Source organism: Aquimonas voraii (assembly GCF_900101825.1).
Taxonomy (GTDB): domain Bacteria; phylum Pseudomonadota; class Gammaproteobacteria; order Xanthomonadales; family Xanthomonadaceae; genus Aquimonas; species Aquimonas voraii.
This window is the reverse complement of sequence record NZ_FNAG01000001.1, coordinates 558,940-574,395: the sequence shown is the minus strand read 5'-3', so window position 1 is coordinate 574,395 and position 15,456 is coordinate 558,940. Positions and strand designations below refer to the sequence as shown.

Below are 15,456 nucleotides of genomic sequence, written 5' to 3'. Positions count from 1 at the left end.
GTGCGCCTAGCCGCCCCCTGCCAAGGCCTGCAGCGCGGGCCCCTGGTGGCGGCAGATGCCTGAGCCGCGGCGACCGATCAGTGCTGATGCTGCCGCCGCGACGGTCCCCGCCTCGATCGCGCGGTAGCGCGCGAGCCGACCGATGAGCAGGGCATTGAACAGCGGCGCCAACCGCTGTCCGAGGCGCTCAGCCGGCCGCGCGGGCTGCCCCTCGCGCTCGCCCAGCAGCAGCCCCGGCTGGAGGAAGTCGCAGCGCTCGAAGCCCAGGTTGGCAACCGCCGCCTCCACCTGCCCCTTGATGCGCAGGTAGTCGTTGCGCGAGCGCGGATCCGCACCCACGGACGAAACCAGGATGGCCTGCTGCGCCCCGGCTGCGCGCGCCGCCTTGGCCATCAGCAGCACCAGGTCCCGGTCCACCCGTGCGAAGGCATCGATGGATCCGGCAATGCTCCGGGTGGTGCCGAGCGCGCTGATGAACACATCGCAGCCCTGTCCCGCGCTCTGCCACTGCTGGAGCGCCTCCGACAGCGGTTCGGCGGCGAACACGCGGGCGCCCGGGGAAACCCCCGAGGCGACCCGCCGCAGGAGCAGGTCCAACTGGAGCTCCGGACGGCTGGAAAGGCGAGCAGCCAGCGCACGCCCCACCAGCCCCGAGCCGCCGATCAGCAGGACACGCATGCGAACCCGCTCAGGCCAGCACCACCGGGATCTTGCCGATGCGCGCCTGCCACTGCTTCGGGCCGGTGTTGTGCACCGACTCGCCGGCCGAATCGACGGCAACGGTCACCGGCATGTCGCGCACGTCGAACTCGTAGATGGCCTCCATGCCGAGGTCCTCGAAGCCGACCACCTTGGCCGACTTGATCGCCTTGGACACCAGATACGCCGCACCGCCCACCGCCATCAGGTAGACCGAGCGGTGCTTCTTGATCGCTTCGATTGCCGCGGGGCCGCGTTCAGCCTTGCCGATCATGCCAAGCAGGCCGGTCGCGCCCAGCACCTGGTCGGTGAACTTGTCCATGCGGGTGGCCGTGGTCGGGCCGGCGGGCCCCACGGCCTCGTCGCGCACCGGATCGACCGGGCCGACGTAGTAGATGAAGCGCCCGGTGAAGTCGACCGGCAGGGACTCACCGCGGTTCAGCATATCGACCATGCGCTTATGGGCGGCATCACGGCCAGTGAGGATCTTGCCGTTCAGCAGCAGCACCTCGCCGGGCTTCCAGCCGGCGACCTCGTCGCGGGTCACGGTCGCGAGATCGACGCGGCGGCCCTTGCTGGCGTCATAGGTCAGCTTGGGCCAGTCCTCCAGCGAGGGCGGCTCCAGGCTGACCGGGCCGGAACCATCGAGCACGAAGTGCGCATGGCGGGTCGCCGCGCAGTTCGGGATCAGGGCCACCGGCAGGTTGGCCGCGTGCGTGGGGTAGTCCTTGATCTTGACGTCGAGCACCGTGGTCAAACCGCCCAGGCCCTGCGCGCCGATGCCAAGCGCATTGACCTTCTCGTACAGCTCCAGGCGCAACTCCTCGATGCGGTTGGAAGGACCGCGTGCGATCAGCTCCTGGATGTCGATGTGCTCCATCAGGGCCTCTTTCGCCAGCAGCATGGCCTTCTCGGCGGTGCCGCCAATGCCGATGCCCAGCATGCCCGGCGGGCACCAGCCCGCGCCCATGGTCGGCACGGTCTTCATCACCCAGTCGACGATGGAGTCGGACGGGTTGAGCATGGCGAACTTGGACTTGGCCTCGGAGCCACCGCCCTTCGCAGCCACGATCACGTCTACCGTGTTGCCCGGTACCACCGTCATGTTGATGACCGCGGGCGTGTTGTCCTTGGTGTTCAAGCGCTTGCCGGCGGGATCAGCGAGCACCGAGGCGCGCAGCTTGTTGTCCGGGTGGTTGTAGGCGCGGCGCACGCCCTCGTTGACCATGTCCTCGACGCTCATCGTGGCGTCCCAGCGCACGTCCATGCCGATCTTCAGGAACACGGTGACGATGCCGGTGTCCTGGCAGATCGGTCGATGGCCCTCGGCGCACATGCGCGAGTTGATCAGGATCTGCGCCATCGCATCCTTGGCCGCCGGGCTCTCCTCGCGCTCGTACGCGGCAGCCAGGGCCTGGATGTAGTCGACCGGGTGGTAGTAGCTGATGTACTGCAGGGCGTCGGCGACGCTCTGGATGAAGTCGTCCTGGCGGATCGTGGCGGGCGTGCCCATGGCGCGTGGCTTCCGGCTGGGGGAAACCGATATTTTAGGAGATCCCACGCGTGCAGGGCCTGCGACGGTGGTCGAAGGCCCTGCGCCGGTGACGCTTGCGCAAAGTTCTACAGAGCGCCCAGCGCCTGCAGTGCGGTGCGAAGCTCGGCGACTTCCGCCTCCAGCGCCTCCACCCGGGCCTCCAGCCCCGAGCTTCCGCGAGGTACGCGCTCGCTGCCGGCACGCTCGGCCAGCAAGCTCGGATCGACCGCACCGAACAGCAGGTGCATGTAGCGCTCCTCGCGCTGACCGGGCTGGCGCGGGAGCTTCACCACCAGCGGCGGAGCGCGTTCGATGAGGCGCTCCAGGGTGTCCTCGACATCCTCGACACCCGGGAACGGCGTGAGGCGCTCGCTGCGGGTGTGGATCTCGTTGAGCGTCTGCGGGCCGCGCAACAACAGGGTGCATAGGACAGCCGCCTTGCGCGGGGTCAGGCCCAGGTGCTGATCTAAGCGGTGCTCCCAGCGCTGCGCGCGCACGCCCTCGGAGGACTGCCGCGCCCAGCCGCGATTCTCCAGATCGCGCAGCGCGTGCACGATCGCGCCCTGCTCGTACTGGCTGACCGGGTCGCGGTTGTTCTTCTGGTTGCAGGCCAGCTGCAGCGCATTCACGGTGAGGGGGTACTGCTCCGGCGTGGTCTGCGCTTTCTCGAACAGGCTGGCGAGGATACGAGCTTCGATCTCGGTGAGCAGTCGCGGTGGCGCCGCACCGTCCGCAGAGTCGCGGTGGATATGGGATTCAGCGGCTTCGTTCATGCAGGCGTCCTTGTCGATGGCGATTCAGAAGATACCCAAGACGAGCCCGGAGGCGAGGGCTGCGCCGAGCTCACGCGCCGCGGCGAGATCCTCAGGGCGCGGCTGCCCGACGACACGCAGCGGCTCGGCAACCGGCTTCAAGGCCAGGCCGCGGACGATGCGCTGCACGGAGTCGACCGCACCTCGCCCGTCGTTGCCGGCGCTTACCAGCAGCGCGTAGCCAAGCCCCGGGACCTTGCCTTCGAGCGGATAGAAACATCGGTCGAAGTAGTCCTTCAACGCACCCGCCATGTAGCCGAACTTCTCCGGCGTGGCGAACACTACGGCCCCCGCTTCAAACAGGGCTTCGGGCCCAGCCTCCAATGCCGGCTGCAGGCGAACCGGCAGCCCGGGCTCCGCGGTCTGGGCGCCCTCGCGGACCGCGTCGATCAATCGTCGAGTCGTGCCGGCTTCATCGCCAGCATGCAGGATGAGCAGTGGCTTCATTTCCGCATCAAGACATGGCGGGCGGAAAAAACAAAGCCCCGGTTTCCCGGGGCTTTGTTCGAATCGGCAGTTGAACTGCAGATTACAGCGGCTGGACCTGGTCGGCCTGCAGGCCCTTCGGGCCCTTGGTCACGACGAAGCTCACGCTCTGGCCTTCCTGCAGCGACTTGAAGCCGGTGCCCAGGATGGCGCGGAAGTGAACGAAGAGGTCCTCGCCGTCCGGGCGGCTGATGAAGCCAAAGCCCTTTGCGTCGTTGAACCACTTCACGGTGCCGGTCTGACGATCAGACATGTCTTGCTCCTTGCAACTTGAATGAAATGAATGCGGCGACTTTGGATGCCGCCGACTGGGTCTGCTCGGAGAAAGACACGAGGTGAAGCGATGAACGTTGTGGAACCAACACCATCGGGTCACGAGTCACGGTGACCCCAGCAAACACAGCGAAGCCACTATACGCCATCATTCACGTCAAAGCGACTACGCAGATCTTACAGGGACTCAAGACCGGACAACCTTTTCAGATCAACGCTTTACGCCGACGCACACTTCAATGCTCGACGCCACCCGGGCCATGCACATGGCCATGCAGGCTCTCTTCCAGAGTGGCTTGGCGGACTCCGGTCACTTCGATGGCGAAATGCAGGGTCTGGCCTGCCAGCGGGTGGTTGCCATCAATGGTGACGGTATCGCCGTCCACCGCAGTAACCGTCACCGCCAAGGGCCCCTGCGGCCCCTGAGCATGGAACTCCATACCGATCTGGACCTCGTCGACGCCGGCGAAGGCCGCGCGCGGCACCTGCTGGACCAGACCCTCGTGATGCACCCCGTAGCCCTCCTCGGGCGCCACCGACACCTTGAAACTGTCGCCCGCCTCGCGACCCTCGAGCGCCGATTCGAGACCCGGCACGATGTTGCCGGCGCCGTGGAGATAGGACAGGGGTTCACGGCCGGACGAACTGTCGAGAACGTCGCCGGCGTCGTTGGTCAGGGTGTAGTGGAAGGACACGACGCAGCGGTCTGCGATCTGCATGAGGGCTCCGAATCTGGACTTGGCCGGCCGAAGCCGGCGAGAAAATGTGGGAAATCGGCAGCTTGCGCGCAGATCTCGTGACAGGCGCGAGCCCATGCGGACTGCGGCCAGAGCACAGGCTAGGCCAGTCGCGTCTGGCCGGCAAACGCGGACGTGCTTGACAGCCCAAAATCTAGTGTTATAGTCAACTACAACACCAACGCCCCACCCGCACAGACAGGAGCGCCCCTCCATGAAATGCCAACATCTCGCCCCTGGCACCCGTCTGGCGTTCAGTCTTGTCTCGACCCTCGCCTATTGCGGCCTGCTTGCTGCCTTGTTCGCACTGCACCCAAGCGCCGTCGCGCCCATCGAGGCAATGCGCTCCCCCCCGGCAGGTGGACTCGCGATGCCGCTGCCGAGAGCCACGACTCCCGGCAGCCTGAAGCTACGCATGACCCTGCCCTACGTGCCTGGCGGCGGCGCCCGCCCGGCGGACCAGGAGATTTAACGCATGAGCGTGATCTGGAACGAGAACACGCCGATCTACCTGCAACTCAAGGAGAAGGTGATCGGCATGCTGCTGGACGGCGTGTTGAAGCCGGGCGATGCCCTGCCTTCGGTAAGGCAGGTGGCTGCCGATTTCCAGCTGAACCCCATCACCGTCTCGCGCGCCTATCAGGAGCTGGTGGACGAATCCCTGGTCGAGAAACGTCGAGGTCTAGGCATGTACGTCACGGAAGGCGCACCCGAAAAGCTGCTGGCCAGCGAACGCGAGCGATTCCTCAAGGAGGAGTGGCCCGCCGTGCTGGCGCGGATCGAGCGACTGGGGCTACGCCTCGACCAACTCATGAATCGCGACGAGGACAGGGAGACACAGGCATGAGCACGGTGATCAGCGCGCGCGGCCTCAGCAAGAGCTACGGCAAGACCACGGCCCTCAAGGGCCTCGACTTCGACATCCACGCCGGCCGCATCGTCGGCCTGATAGGCCCGAACGGCGCGGGCAAGACCACGGCGCTCAAGGCCATCCTCGGTCTCGCCCCCTACGAGGGCGAACTCAAGGTGCTGGGCCTTGACCCGCGCACCCAGCGCAACCAGCTGATGCAGGACGTCTGCTTCATCGCCGACGTTGCTGTTCTGCCGCGCTGGATCCGCGTGCGCGAGGCGATCGACTTCGTCGAAGGCGTGCACCCCCGCTTCTCGCGAGAGAAGTGCGAAGCCTTCCTGAAGGCCACCAAGCTGACCCCGGACATGAAGGTCAAGACCATGTCCAAGGGCATGATCGTGCAGCTGCACCTGGCCCTGGTGATGGCGATCGACGCCCGCCTGCTGGTGCTCGACGAACCCACCCTCGGCCTCGACATCCTCTACCGCAAGGCCTTCTACCAGCACCTGCTCAATGACTACTTCGACCACGACAAGACGATCATCGTCACCACCCACCAGGTCGAGGAAATCGAGCACATCCTCACCGACCTGATCTTCATCCGCGACGGCGAGGTCTCGCTGTCGGCGAGCATGGAGGACGTGGGCGAGCGCTTTACCGAAGTCATGGTCGGCGCCGAGCATGTCGAGACCTGCCGCGCCATGAAGCCGCTGGACGAGCGCCAGGTCTTCGGCAAGAGCATCTTCCTGTTCGATGGCGCCGACCGCGCCGCGCTCAGCCGCATGGGCGAGATCCGCACGCCCGGCGTCGCCGACATCTTCGTGGCCACCATGAAAGGAACCTACGCATGAAGACCACCCTGCCCTGGCTGCTGAAGCGCGAATACTGGGAAAACCGCGGTGGCTTCTTCTGGGCACCGGCCATTGGCGCCGGCGTGACCCTGCTGCTGACCGTGATGGGGCTGATCACGGCCGAGGTCTTCCGCAAGAAATTCACGGGTGACATCCAGATCGGCATCCCGTTGAAACGCTTGACCGAGCGGCTGTCGGACAACGAGCTGCAGACCCTGGGCTCAGCGCTCGATGTGGCCCTGCTGTCGATGTCGGGCCTCTTGCAGTTCATCCTGTTCTTCGTGGTCTTCTTCTACTTGCTGGGCGCACTCTACGATGACCGCCGGGACCGCAGCGTGCTCTTCTGGAAGTCGCTGCCGTTGTCAGACAGCTCGATGGTGGTTTCGAAAGTGCTGGCCGCCGCCCTGCTGGCGCCCATCCTTTCGACCCTGATCGCGATGGTGCTGCAGCTCGCCCTGTTGATCCTGCTGAGCCTCTACGTGCTGTTCCACGGCATCAATCCCTTCACTGTGCTGTGGGCGCCGGTGTCGCTGCTGAACGTGTGGGGTCAGATGCTGGCGAACGTGCCGGTCAATGCACTCTGGGCTCTGCCGACCATTGGCTGGCTGCTGCTGATCTCAGCCTTCGCGCGCAGCAAGCCCTTCCTGTGGGCACTGCTGGTGCCGGTCTCGGTTGGCCTGCTGCTGAACTGGTTCGACCTGCTGAGCCTCATCAACCTCGAGTACACGGCGTACTGGAAGCATGTGGTCATGCGCATCCTGCTCGGCGTACTGCCTGGCAGCTTCCCGCTGCATCTGGCAGTCACCGATCCGGCGCTACTCGTCGATGGCGGCAATCTGCAAAACGTCACCAGCAGCTTCGGTTGGAAGCTGATGGGCCAGGCGCTGGCTTCGCTCAACCTGTGGATTGGCGCCGCTGCCGGCGTCGCCATGATCGCCCTGGCCACCCGCCTCCGCCGCTGGCGGGATGAGGGCTAGCCAGCCGCGCTTTGGGTCCGCCTTGAATGGCGGACCCAGCGGCTGGCTAGGCCCGCGCAAGGATGCGCGGGCGGGCGCACCTCGCCATGGATGGCTCAGCCCCTCGACACTGATGTGCTTGTGGACTGCGTTGAAGCGCAGTCCGCACATCGAATCAGGCCGGCGCATGAATGCGCGGGCGGGAACGACCCGCCACGGATGGCTCAGCCCAAGCAGCATTTGACGCGCTCTGGGTCCGCCTTGAATGGCGGACCCAGCGGCTGGCTAGGCCCGCGCAAGGATGCGCGGGCGGGCGCACCTCGCCACGGATGGCTCAGCCCCAGAAGCACGTAAGCGAAGCCCTGTAGGGTGCGCGTGTCGCGCACCACACCCACGCGCAGGCTTGGACTTCGGTCGGGGCTTCGCGTTTCTCGAAACTGCGGGTGCGCCACAGGCGCACCCTACGCGCACGTCGGCTTCGGCTTCATTCGGTCGTGGCGTCAGTCCCAATCGCCATCGCGCGCTTTCAAACGCTTGTTTCACCATTCGAAACAACTGATTCCCAAAGGGTTTCACGCTTTCCGCGCTGACATCAGCGCGCCTCTCCGGCATACTGCGCGGCGCCAACATACGGCCGCGTATGGCTTTCCGCCCGCGGCTGTCCTCCTCAAGGCCTGCCGGAGCTCCACCATGCCCAGCTACACCGCCCCCCTGCGCGACATGCGTTTCGTGCTGTTCGAACTGCTGAACGCGGAGAACGAGCTGAAGACCCTGCCTGCCTACGAGGCGGTCGACGCGGAAATGCTCAATGCAGTGTTGGAAGAGGCGGGCAAGTTCGCGTCGAACGTGATCCACCCGCTCAATGCGGTCGGTGATCGTGAGGGCTGCACCTACCACGGCGATGGCGTGGTCACCACCCCGACCGGCTTCAAAGCGGCCTACCAGCAGTACATCGAAGCGGGCTGGCCTTCGCTGGCCTGTGACCCCGCCTACGGCGGACAGGGCCTGCCCATCGTGCTGAACAACTCGGTCTACGAGATGTTCAACTCGGCCAACCAGGCCTGGCTGATGTACCCGGGTCTGTCGCACTCGGCCTACGAGTGCATCAAGGCGCACGGCAGCCAAGAACAGAAGGATCTGTACCTGCCGAAGATCGTCTCCGGCGAGTGGACCGGCACGATGTGCCTGACCGAGCCGCACTGCGGCACCGACCTCGGCATCCTGCGCACCCGCGCCGAGCCGAACGGCGACGGCAGCTATCGTCTGTCGGGCACCAAGATCTTCATCTCGGCCGGCGAGCACGACATGGCCGAGAACATCCTGCATCTGGTGCTGGCACGTCTGCCCGATGCGCCCGCCGGCACCAAAGGCATCTCGCTCTTTCTGGTGCCGAAGTTCGTGCCGAATGCAGACGGCAGCCTGGGCGCCCGCAATGGCATCAAGGCCGGCTCGATCGAGCACAAGATGGGCATCCACGGCAATGCCACCTGCGTGATGAACCTCGACGACGCCACCGGCTGGATGATCGGCGAGCCGAACCGCGGCCTGAATGCGATGTTCGTGATGATGAACTCGGCGCGCCTCGGCGTCGGCATGCAGTCGCTGGGCCTGGCCGAAGCCGCCTACCAGAACGCGGTGGCCTACGCGCGCGACCGCCTGCAGAGCCGCTCGGCGACGGGGCCGAAGCACCCGGACAAGGCCGCGGATCCGATCATCGTGCATCCCGACGTGCGCCGCATGCTGCTGACCGCCAAGGCCTACACCGAAGGCGGCCGCGCGTTCACCGCTTGGATCGCCCAGCTCATCGACCGCGAGCTGTCGCATCCGGATCCGGCGGCGCGCGAGGAAGCCGCGGATCTCGTGGCCCTGCTGACACCGATCGTCAAGGCCTTCATCACCGACAACACCTGGGAAACCAACATGCTCGCCCAGCAGGTGTTCGGCGGTCACGGCTACATCGAGGAATGGGGCATGAGCCAGTACCTCCGCGACGCCCGCATCAACATGATCTACGAGGGCACCAACGGCATCCAGTCGCTGGACCTCTTGGCCCGCAAGGTGCTGGGCGACGGCGGCAAGCGCCTGCAGAAGTTCGGCGCCCTGATCGCGAAGTTCGCCGAGGCCGAACAGGCCTATCCGGGCATGGCCGAGTTCATCGCGCCGCTGGCCGAACTGGGCCAGAAGCTGACCCAGCTGACCATGGAGCTCGGCGGTAAGGCCATGGGCAACCCGGACGAGGTGGGCGCCGCGGCGACCCACTACCTGCGCATCGTCGGCCATCTGGTCTACGGCTACTTCTGGGCACGCATGGCCCGCATCGCGCTGGAGAAAAAGGACAGCGGCGACGCCTTCTACGCCGGCAAGCTGCATACCGCCCGCTTCTACTTCAGCCGCCTGCTGCCGGAAACGGCCTACCACTTCCGCGCCGCACGCGCGGGCGCGGACACCCTGATGGCGATCGGGGAAGAGATGTTCTGAGAGCCGGAATTCGGGAGTGGGGGATTCGGGATTCGTTGGCAGCGGGCGCGGCTGATTGGGGCCCGAGGCTTGCTCACCTCGCGTGAGGGTGCTTGATCAAGGGTTGCACTGGGCGCTCCCGAGACCAGCAAAGCCCTGCGAATCCCGAATCCCGAATCTCCAATCTCCGCTCCAAGGCATACTCCCCGCACCCCGCCGCCATCCTCGCTCACTGATGAAACCCGTTCTGGCGTCGCTGCGCGCAGCGTTCACCTTCAGTCTCGTCGCGCTCAACACCGCCATCCACGTGCCGGTGCTGCTGCTGTTCGCACTGTTCAAACTGGTGCTGCGCTTCCGCGCGGCACAGGTTGGGCTGACCCGGCTGCTGATCGCGATCGCCACCAGCTGGGTGGCGGTCAACAGCGCGCTGATGCGGTTGCTGACGCCGACCCGCTACGTGTTCGAGGGACTCGACGCGCTGCAGGTCGAGGGCTGGTACCTGGTCATCGCCAACCATCAGAGCTGGGTCGACATCCCGGTGCTGCAGATGGCGCTGAACCGCCGCATTCCGATGTTGAAGTTCTTCCTGAAGCAACAGCTGATGTGGGTGCCTGTGATGGGCCTCGCCTGGTGGGCGCTGGACTTTCCCTTCATGCGCCGCCACACCCGCGAGCAGATCGCGCGTGATCCCAGCCTGCGCGGCAAGGACATCGAGTCCACCCGCCGAGCCTGCGCCAAGTTCCGCTACACCCCGGTGTCGGTGATGAACTTCGTCGAGGGCTCACGCTTCACGCCGGGCAAGCATGCGCGCCAGAACTCGCCCTACACCTACCTGCTGGCGCCCAAGGCCGGTGGTGTCGCCTTCGTGCTGCAGGCCATGGGCGACAGCCTGCAGGCATTGGTGGACGTGAGCATTGCCTACCCTGCCGGCCGGCCCAGCCTGTACGACCTGCTGGCGGGCCGCATTCCCGAGATCCGGCTGCGCGTGCGGACACGCCCGCTGCCGCGCGATCTGCTGGGCCGCGATTATCAGGAAGACGCCGAGTTTCGAGAGCGCTTCCAGAGCTGGCTCAACGGATTGTGGGCAGAGAAGGACGCAGAGCTGGGGCGAATGCTGGCCAACCCGCCTGCGCGTTGAGGCATGCATCCGCCTGGGTTGATCGCGATCAACGCGGGCGCGTAGCGTCGGCGCAAGACTGCGCGCCATGCCGACCCTCCCGCCCTTCGATGCCGAGCTGTTGCGCCGCTATGACCGTCCCGGTCCGCGCTACACCTCCTACCCGACCGCACCGCACTTCACCGAGAAGTTCGATGCCCGCGCCTATCGATTGGCCGCTCGTGAGAGCAATGCCGATCCGATCCCACGCTCGCTCTCGCTGTACGTGCATGTCCCCTTCTGCTTGTCGCCCTGCTTCTACTGCGGCTGCAACCGCATCATCACGCGCGATCTGGGCCGCGGCGAGAAATACCTTGGACACGTGCAGCGCGAGATCGGCCTGGTGGCACCGCTGTTCGACCGCGATCGCGAAGTGGTGCAGCTGCACTTGGGCGGCGGTACACCCAACTTCCTAAAGCCCGAGTTGATGGAGCAGCTGATCCTCAGCCTCGGCCGCGAATTCAAATTCAGTACCCGCAGCGACCGCGATTTCTCGATCGAGCTCGACCCCCGCAGCGTCGATCCCGCCGGTATCGCCCATCTGGCCGAGCTGGGTTTCAACCGCGCCAGCCTGGGCGTGCAGGATTTCGACCCCGATGTGCAGGAAGCGGTGAACCGCATCCAGAGCGTCGAGGACACCTTGGCCGTTATCGAGGCCTGCCGCCACAACGGCTTTCGCAGTGTCAACATCGACCTGATCTACGGCCTGCCGCGACAGAACCTCGAGGGCTTCGCGCGCACGCTGGACACCGTGATTGCGGTGCGCCCGGACCGTCTCGCGGTCTACAGCTACGCCCACCTGCCGGACCTGTTCAAGGCACAGAAGCAAATCAAGATTGAAGACCTGCTGCCGCCGGAGATGAAGCTGCGCCTGCTGCAGCTCGCCATCGAGAAGCTCTCGGCGGCGGGCTATCACTACATCGGCATGGACCATTTCGCCCTGCCCGAGGACGAGCTCGCGCGCGCCCAGCGAGCCGGCAGCCTGCAGCGCAACTTCATGGGCTACACCACGCATGCCGAGACCGATCTGATCGGACTGGGCATGAGTGCGATCAGCCGGATCGGCGACCACTTCGCACAGAACGCCCGCGAACTCGGTGCCTACGTGGAGGCGGTCGAGGCGGACCGCCTGCCGATCGTCCGCGGGCTGACCCTGGACACCGACGATGTGCTGCGCGCCGACCTGATCCAGCACCTGATGTGCCAAGGCGAGATCGACAAGCGCGGGCTTGAGGGCCGCTACGGCATCCACTTCGACAGCTACTTCGAAGACGCCCTGCTACAGCTACCGCCGCTGGTTGAGGACGGGCTGGTCAGCCTGGAGCCAGACTTCATCCGCATCACCCCGCGTGGGCGTCTGCTCATGCGTGTGGTGGCGATGTGCTTCGACCGCTACCTGCGCAACCCCGCGCAGCCGGTGCGCTTCTCCAAGGCGATCTGAGCGCCGCGGCAACGCAACCGCGAGCGCGGGCAAGCAACGGAAGGGACGACGCACCTGCGTCGTCCCTTAGGGCAACACGGACCAAGTCCCTCCTGTCCTTGACCCGTGGTCGCGAGTCCGGCCCGGGTCCGGACTCGCTTTCGCTGGATCAGGGATCCGGTGCTTGATCCGCGGGCGCGCCCTCCATGGCGCGCGACAACCCTGAACTCTTCAGCCTTGCCTTCGTCGTTTCAGAGCTCGCCGCAGCGGCTGCCGCCCGGGTTGAACAGGCGCTGCAGTCTGAGTTGGCCGGCGCCGTAGCCCGCCACGGTGGGCGTGTAGCTGGCCTCAGCGCGGTCACAGTCGGTGAAACGCAGGCTGAGGCTGCCGAAGGCCTGGGTGCGCACATCGGCGGGGTTGAACGCGACGCCGAAGCGCGCGCCCGAAGTTGAAATCAGCGGCACCGTCACGCTGCCATCGGGATTGGCCCGGGCCGAACCCACCAGCCACATCTGCCGACGCTCGTTGTCATACGTATTCCACTGAACCACGACGGTGCCGGCGGCATCGATCTGCAGCGACAGGCCCTCGCCATCGCGCGCAGGGTCCATCCACACGCCGGTGAACCCGGCGCCGATCGGCAGCGCACCGGACGCCAGCGCCTGCACGCGCTGCAGCACCGCGGCGCCCACTTGCTCGCCAATCTCGCGTCCGCGCAAGTCACCGTCCTGGAAGTGGATGCCGCCGTAGAGTCGAGAGAAACCGGCCTCGTCCGCGGCGTCCTTGAAAGTCGGCCAGCGCAGCACGACAGGGGCGGCCGGCCCGGTCTCGAAGCGCAGATAGCCCGGCTGGGCGCGGAACTCGCCGATCAGATCGGGCTGGCCGTCGCGATCCAGATCGCGGTCGATGCGGGTGACCCCGTCGAAGAAGCGCGGGCTGCCGGTCATTCCCTCCAGCACCGCCGCGGAGGCCGCGCTGAAGCCGCTGTGGCCCGAAGTGAACTCGGAGAACGGCGGCGTCACGAAGGTCGACTCCTGGTAGGGCTGCCAATGCTGGCCCAGGATCATGCCGGTGCCCTGATTCGGCCCAACCCAGGCGCGCACCTGCTCGCCATGGAAGAGATGGCGGATGGCCGAGACCGGACGCACGAGGTCGTAGACGCGCTTCGCATTCCAGGTGGCGATGCCAGCGTCCATGAGCGCACCGTTCAGGGCCAGGAACAGGCGCACATCCGCGCCGATGTCATGGCCGTCGCGCAGCGACACGCCCTGTGCCAGCTGGTTCCAGTGGCCGGGCGGGGTTTCCGACCGCGGGCCGTCCGCCCAGAACTCGGCGATCACCTTGGTGCGGTCGTCCAACGCGCCGCTGATCTCAAGCACCTCGGTAACTTGGCGGACGAAGGCCTCATGCGAGGTGCTGCGCTGGCCCATGGCATCGACATAGGGCTCCTGCGAGCCATGGCGCGGCGGCGCCGGTGGCAGCAGGGCGGCAGCCGAGGCGATCGCGAACGGCCGCACCGAGCCCCAGTGCGGGGTTAGGAAGGTCTGGTCGCGGTAGGACTCCGGCCGCGTTGGGTCGACCACGGGCTGGCCCTGAGCGTCGCGTACGGTGCCGGTGGGCACGCGCAGCGGCTGCCAGTGGTTGAGATCGAACTGCGCACCGCCCGGGGCGTTCGGTGCGGCCGGGTCAGCCGCGTTGACCGCGGCATACGGCACGGGAAACACCGCATTGGCGGTGTCCGCGAAATTGCGGGCGGCGTTGCTGCCATCGTTGGCGCGGGCGCTGATGACGTTCTGCGCGACCCGGTTGCCGAGGCCGGCCGGCGTGGCCGGATCGGTCGACTGGAAGCCGGGGTCCAGGCCCAGCGCACGCATGCGCGCCTCGAAGCGCGGGCGCTCGCTCGGGTAGGCGTGCAGGAGCAGTTGGAACATCGCATGGCTGACTGCGATGCGGCGGTTCGCCTCGGTGTGCTCGGCGGACGGACGGCGTAGGCCGCGGTTCGCCGGCGTTGCCGCCAGTGCGCGCGCATCGAAGGCGGCCCAGGCGTCATAGGCCGCCGCCGACGTCATGAACAGGGTCCGCGAGACCACGGTTGGCCGCGGCGCGTTTTCACGCACCGCCTCCAGCAGGGTCTCGTTCCATTCGCGGACGACGCTGGCGGCCGCGGGTAGCGCGGCGGAACAGCCAAGGGCAAGCAGCAGGGCGGAACGCAGCAGGGAATGACGCATTGGCAGCCTCGGGTTCGGAAGTGGGGTGCCTGAGGGCCGACAGACGCCACTCTCAACGCGAGGCCACTCGCTCCGCCTCCGTCCGCGCAGCTGCCGCTCGGAAGCCGAGCTGCTCCCAGACGTGATAGTCGAAATATCACTTTTCCAAGACATCCGTCAAAGGAAATTTCACACAGAACAAGACCGCAGCGATGGTCGGCGACTCATCCGCCGCCGCGAACTGCCAGCGAGGCCTGCAGGCTCCAGCTGCGCGGCGCCTGGAACGCCAGCTCGCACAGCCGCGGCAGCAACCCAGCCAGGCTCACCAGATCCTGGAAATGATGCGCGCGCACGCGCTGCAGCGGTGCCGCGCTGCTGCCGCGCAGGGCTTCCAGGAAAGCCGCGGGCGCCGCCGCACCGGGCAGGTCATCGATCCGGCGCACGCCGAGCAGGCGCGCCTCGGCTTCGGCCAGCCGACAGTTCGGCCACTCACGGCGGAAGCGGCGCCGCACCGCGTGCAGCAGGTCGTGGTGCGGCAGCCCCGCCAGCGGATCGCGCTGACGGCTGAGGCGATAGCGCGCGCGCAGCAGAGGCGCGTCGAAGCTGCGGCCGTTGTAGCTGACCAGCTGGAAGGCGCCTTCGGCGAGCCACTGCGCAAAGCGCTCCAGCATCGCCGGCTCGGCGCCGAGGGCATTGATCCACAGCTGGCGGACCTCGAGCCCTTCAGGCCGCCAGCGCGCGAATCCCAACATGAAGGCTCGCGTGCCGGTGCCGCCCGCCAGGCCCGTCGTCTCGGTATCGAAGTGCAGCAGGGCATCAGTGGGCAGCAGCTGCGGATGCAGATCGGGCAGCCACAGCCAGGGCACTGGCGCAGGCATCGCGAGCAGCTCGCGATGCTCGAACAGGCCGTGGCTGATCTCGGTGCCGGGAGCCTGCGACGAAATCGCGACACCCACAGTCGGCCCCGGGATCAGGACGCCCTCCCCTTCTGCTGGAGGGCCTGCCGCCACGTTCGAAA

General features: G+C 66.6%; 14 protein-coding genes. 6 read left to right on the top strand and 8 right to left on the bottom strand.

Annotated elements, in window-relative coordinates; genetic code table 11:
• Positions 1-6 precede the first annotated feature (6 nt).
• From BLP83_RS02490 to BLP83_RS02465, 6 genes are all read right to left on the bottom strand, one after another.
• Entirely contained in the window at positions 7-678 is a 672-nt protein-coding gene (locus tag BLP83_RS02490; protein ID WP_091238393.1) for an NAD(P)H-binding protein, read from the bottom strand.
• A 10-nt stretch (positions 679-688) separates the two neighbouring features.
• Positions 689-2,212 carry a fumarate hydratase gene (locus tag BLP83_RS02485; protein WP_091238391.1) on the bottom strand — a complete coding sequence of 508 codons (1,524 nt, stop codon included), beginning with the start codon at positions 2,210-2,212 and terminating at the stop codon, positions 689-691.
• A gap of 107 nt (positions 2,213-2,319) precedes the next feature.
• Positions 2,320-3,006 (bottom strand): YceH family protein, encoded by a 687-nt coding sequence (locus tag BLP83_RS02480; RefSeq protein ID WP_091238389.1) that lies wholly within the window; start codon positions 3,004-3,006, stop codon positions 2,320-2,322.
• A 24-nt stretch (positions 3,007-3,030) separates the two neighbouring features.
• Complete coding sequence (locus BLP83_RS02475; RefSeq protein WP_091238386.1) at positions 3,031-3,492, bottom strand: flavodoxin family protein; 462 nt, start codon at positions 3,490-3,492, stop codon at positions 3,031-3,033.
• 82 nt (positions 3,493-3,574) lie between these two features.
• Positions 3,575-3,784 (bottom strand): cold-shock protein, encoded by a 210-nt coding sequence (locus tag BLP83_RS02470; protein ID WP_091238385.1) that lies wholly within the window; start codon positions 3,782-3,784, stop codon positions 3,575-3,577.
• 256 nt (positions 3,785-4,040) lie between these two features.
• Positions 4,041-4,523 (bottom strand): FKBP-type peptidyl-prolyl cis-trans isomerase, encoded by a 483-nt coding sequence (locus tag BLP83_RS02465; RefSeq protein WP_091238382.1) that lies wholly within the window; start codon positions 4,521-4,523, stop codon positions 4,041-4,043.
• A gap of 493 nt (positions 4,524-5,016) precedes the next feature.
• Between BLP83_RS02465 and BLP83_RS02460 the strand changes: the two genes are divergently transcribed.
• The 6 genes from BLP83_RS02460 to hemN all read left to right on the top strand — a co-directional run bounded on the left by BLP83_RS02460 (position 5,017) and on the right by hemN (position 12,252).
• Complete coding sequence (locus BLP83_RS02460; RefSeq protein ID WP_091238380.1) at positions 5,017-5,388, top strand: GntR family transcriptional regulator; 372 nt, start codon at positions 5,017-5,019, stop codon at positions 5,386-5,388.
• The gene (locus BLP83_RS02455) at positions 5,385-6,242 is read left to right on the top strand and encodes an ABC transporter ATP-binding protein (protein WP_091238377.1); all 858 of its coding nucleotides are present in this window, start codon (positions 5,385-5,387) and stop codon (positions 6,240-6,242) included. Before BLP83_RS02460 ends, BLP83_RS02455 begins: the two co-directional genes overlap by 4 nt.
• Positions 6,239-7,219, top strand: a complete 981-nt coding sequence (locus BLP83_RS02450; protein WP_091238373.1) for a hypothetical protein — start codon at positions 6,239-6,241, stop codon at positions 7,217-7,219. Before BLP83_RS02455 ends, BLP83_RS02450 begins: the two co-directional genes overlap by 4 nt.
• A gap of 669 nt (positions 7,220-7,888) precedes the next feature.
• Positions 7,889-9,676 carry an acyl-CoA dehydrogenase C-terminal domain-containing protein gene (locus tag BLP83_RS02445; protein WP_091238370.1) on the top strand — a complete coding sequence of 596 codons (1,788 nt, stop codon included), beginning with the start codon at positions 7,889-7,891 and terminating at the stop codon, positions 9,674-9,676.
• A 214-nt stretch (positions 9,677-9,890) separates the two neighbouring features.
• Complete coding sequence (locus BLP83_RS02440) at positions 9,891-10,793, top strand: acyltransferase (RefSeq protein WP_091238369.1); 903 nt, start codon at positions 9,891-9,893, stop codon at positions 10,791-10,793.
• 67 nt (positions 10,794-10,860) lie between these two features.
• Positions 10,861-12,252: an oxygen-independent coproporphyrinogen III oxidase gene (hemN, locus tag BLP83_RS02435; RefSeq protein ID WP_091238366.1), complete on the top strand. Its 1,392-nt coding sequence runs from the start codon at positions 10,861-10,863 to the stop codon at positions 12,250-12,252.
• A 230-nt stretch (positions 12,253-12,482) separates the two neighbouring features.
• On the opposite strand, the gene BLP83_RS02430 is transcribed toward hemN, so the two are convergent.
• Both BLP83_RS02430 and BLP83_RS02425 read right to left on the bottom strand, forming a co-directional pair.
• Positions 12,483-14,459, bottom strand: a complete 1,977-nt coding sequence (locus tag BLP83_RS02430; protein ID WP_091238364.1) for a vanadium-dependent haloperoxidase — start codon at positions 14,457-14,459, stop codon at positions 12,483-12,485.
• 203 nt (positions 14,460-14,662) lie between these two features.
• Positions 14,663-15,394: a ribonuclease H-like domain-containing protein gene (locus BLP83_RS02425; RefSeq protein ID WP_245679934.1), complete on the bottom strand. Its 732-nt coding sequence runs from the start codon at positions 15,392-15,394 to the stop codon at positions 14,663-14,665.
• Positions 15,395-15,456: the final 62 nt, after the last annotated feature.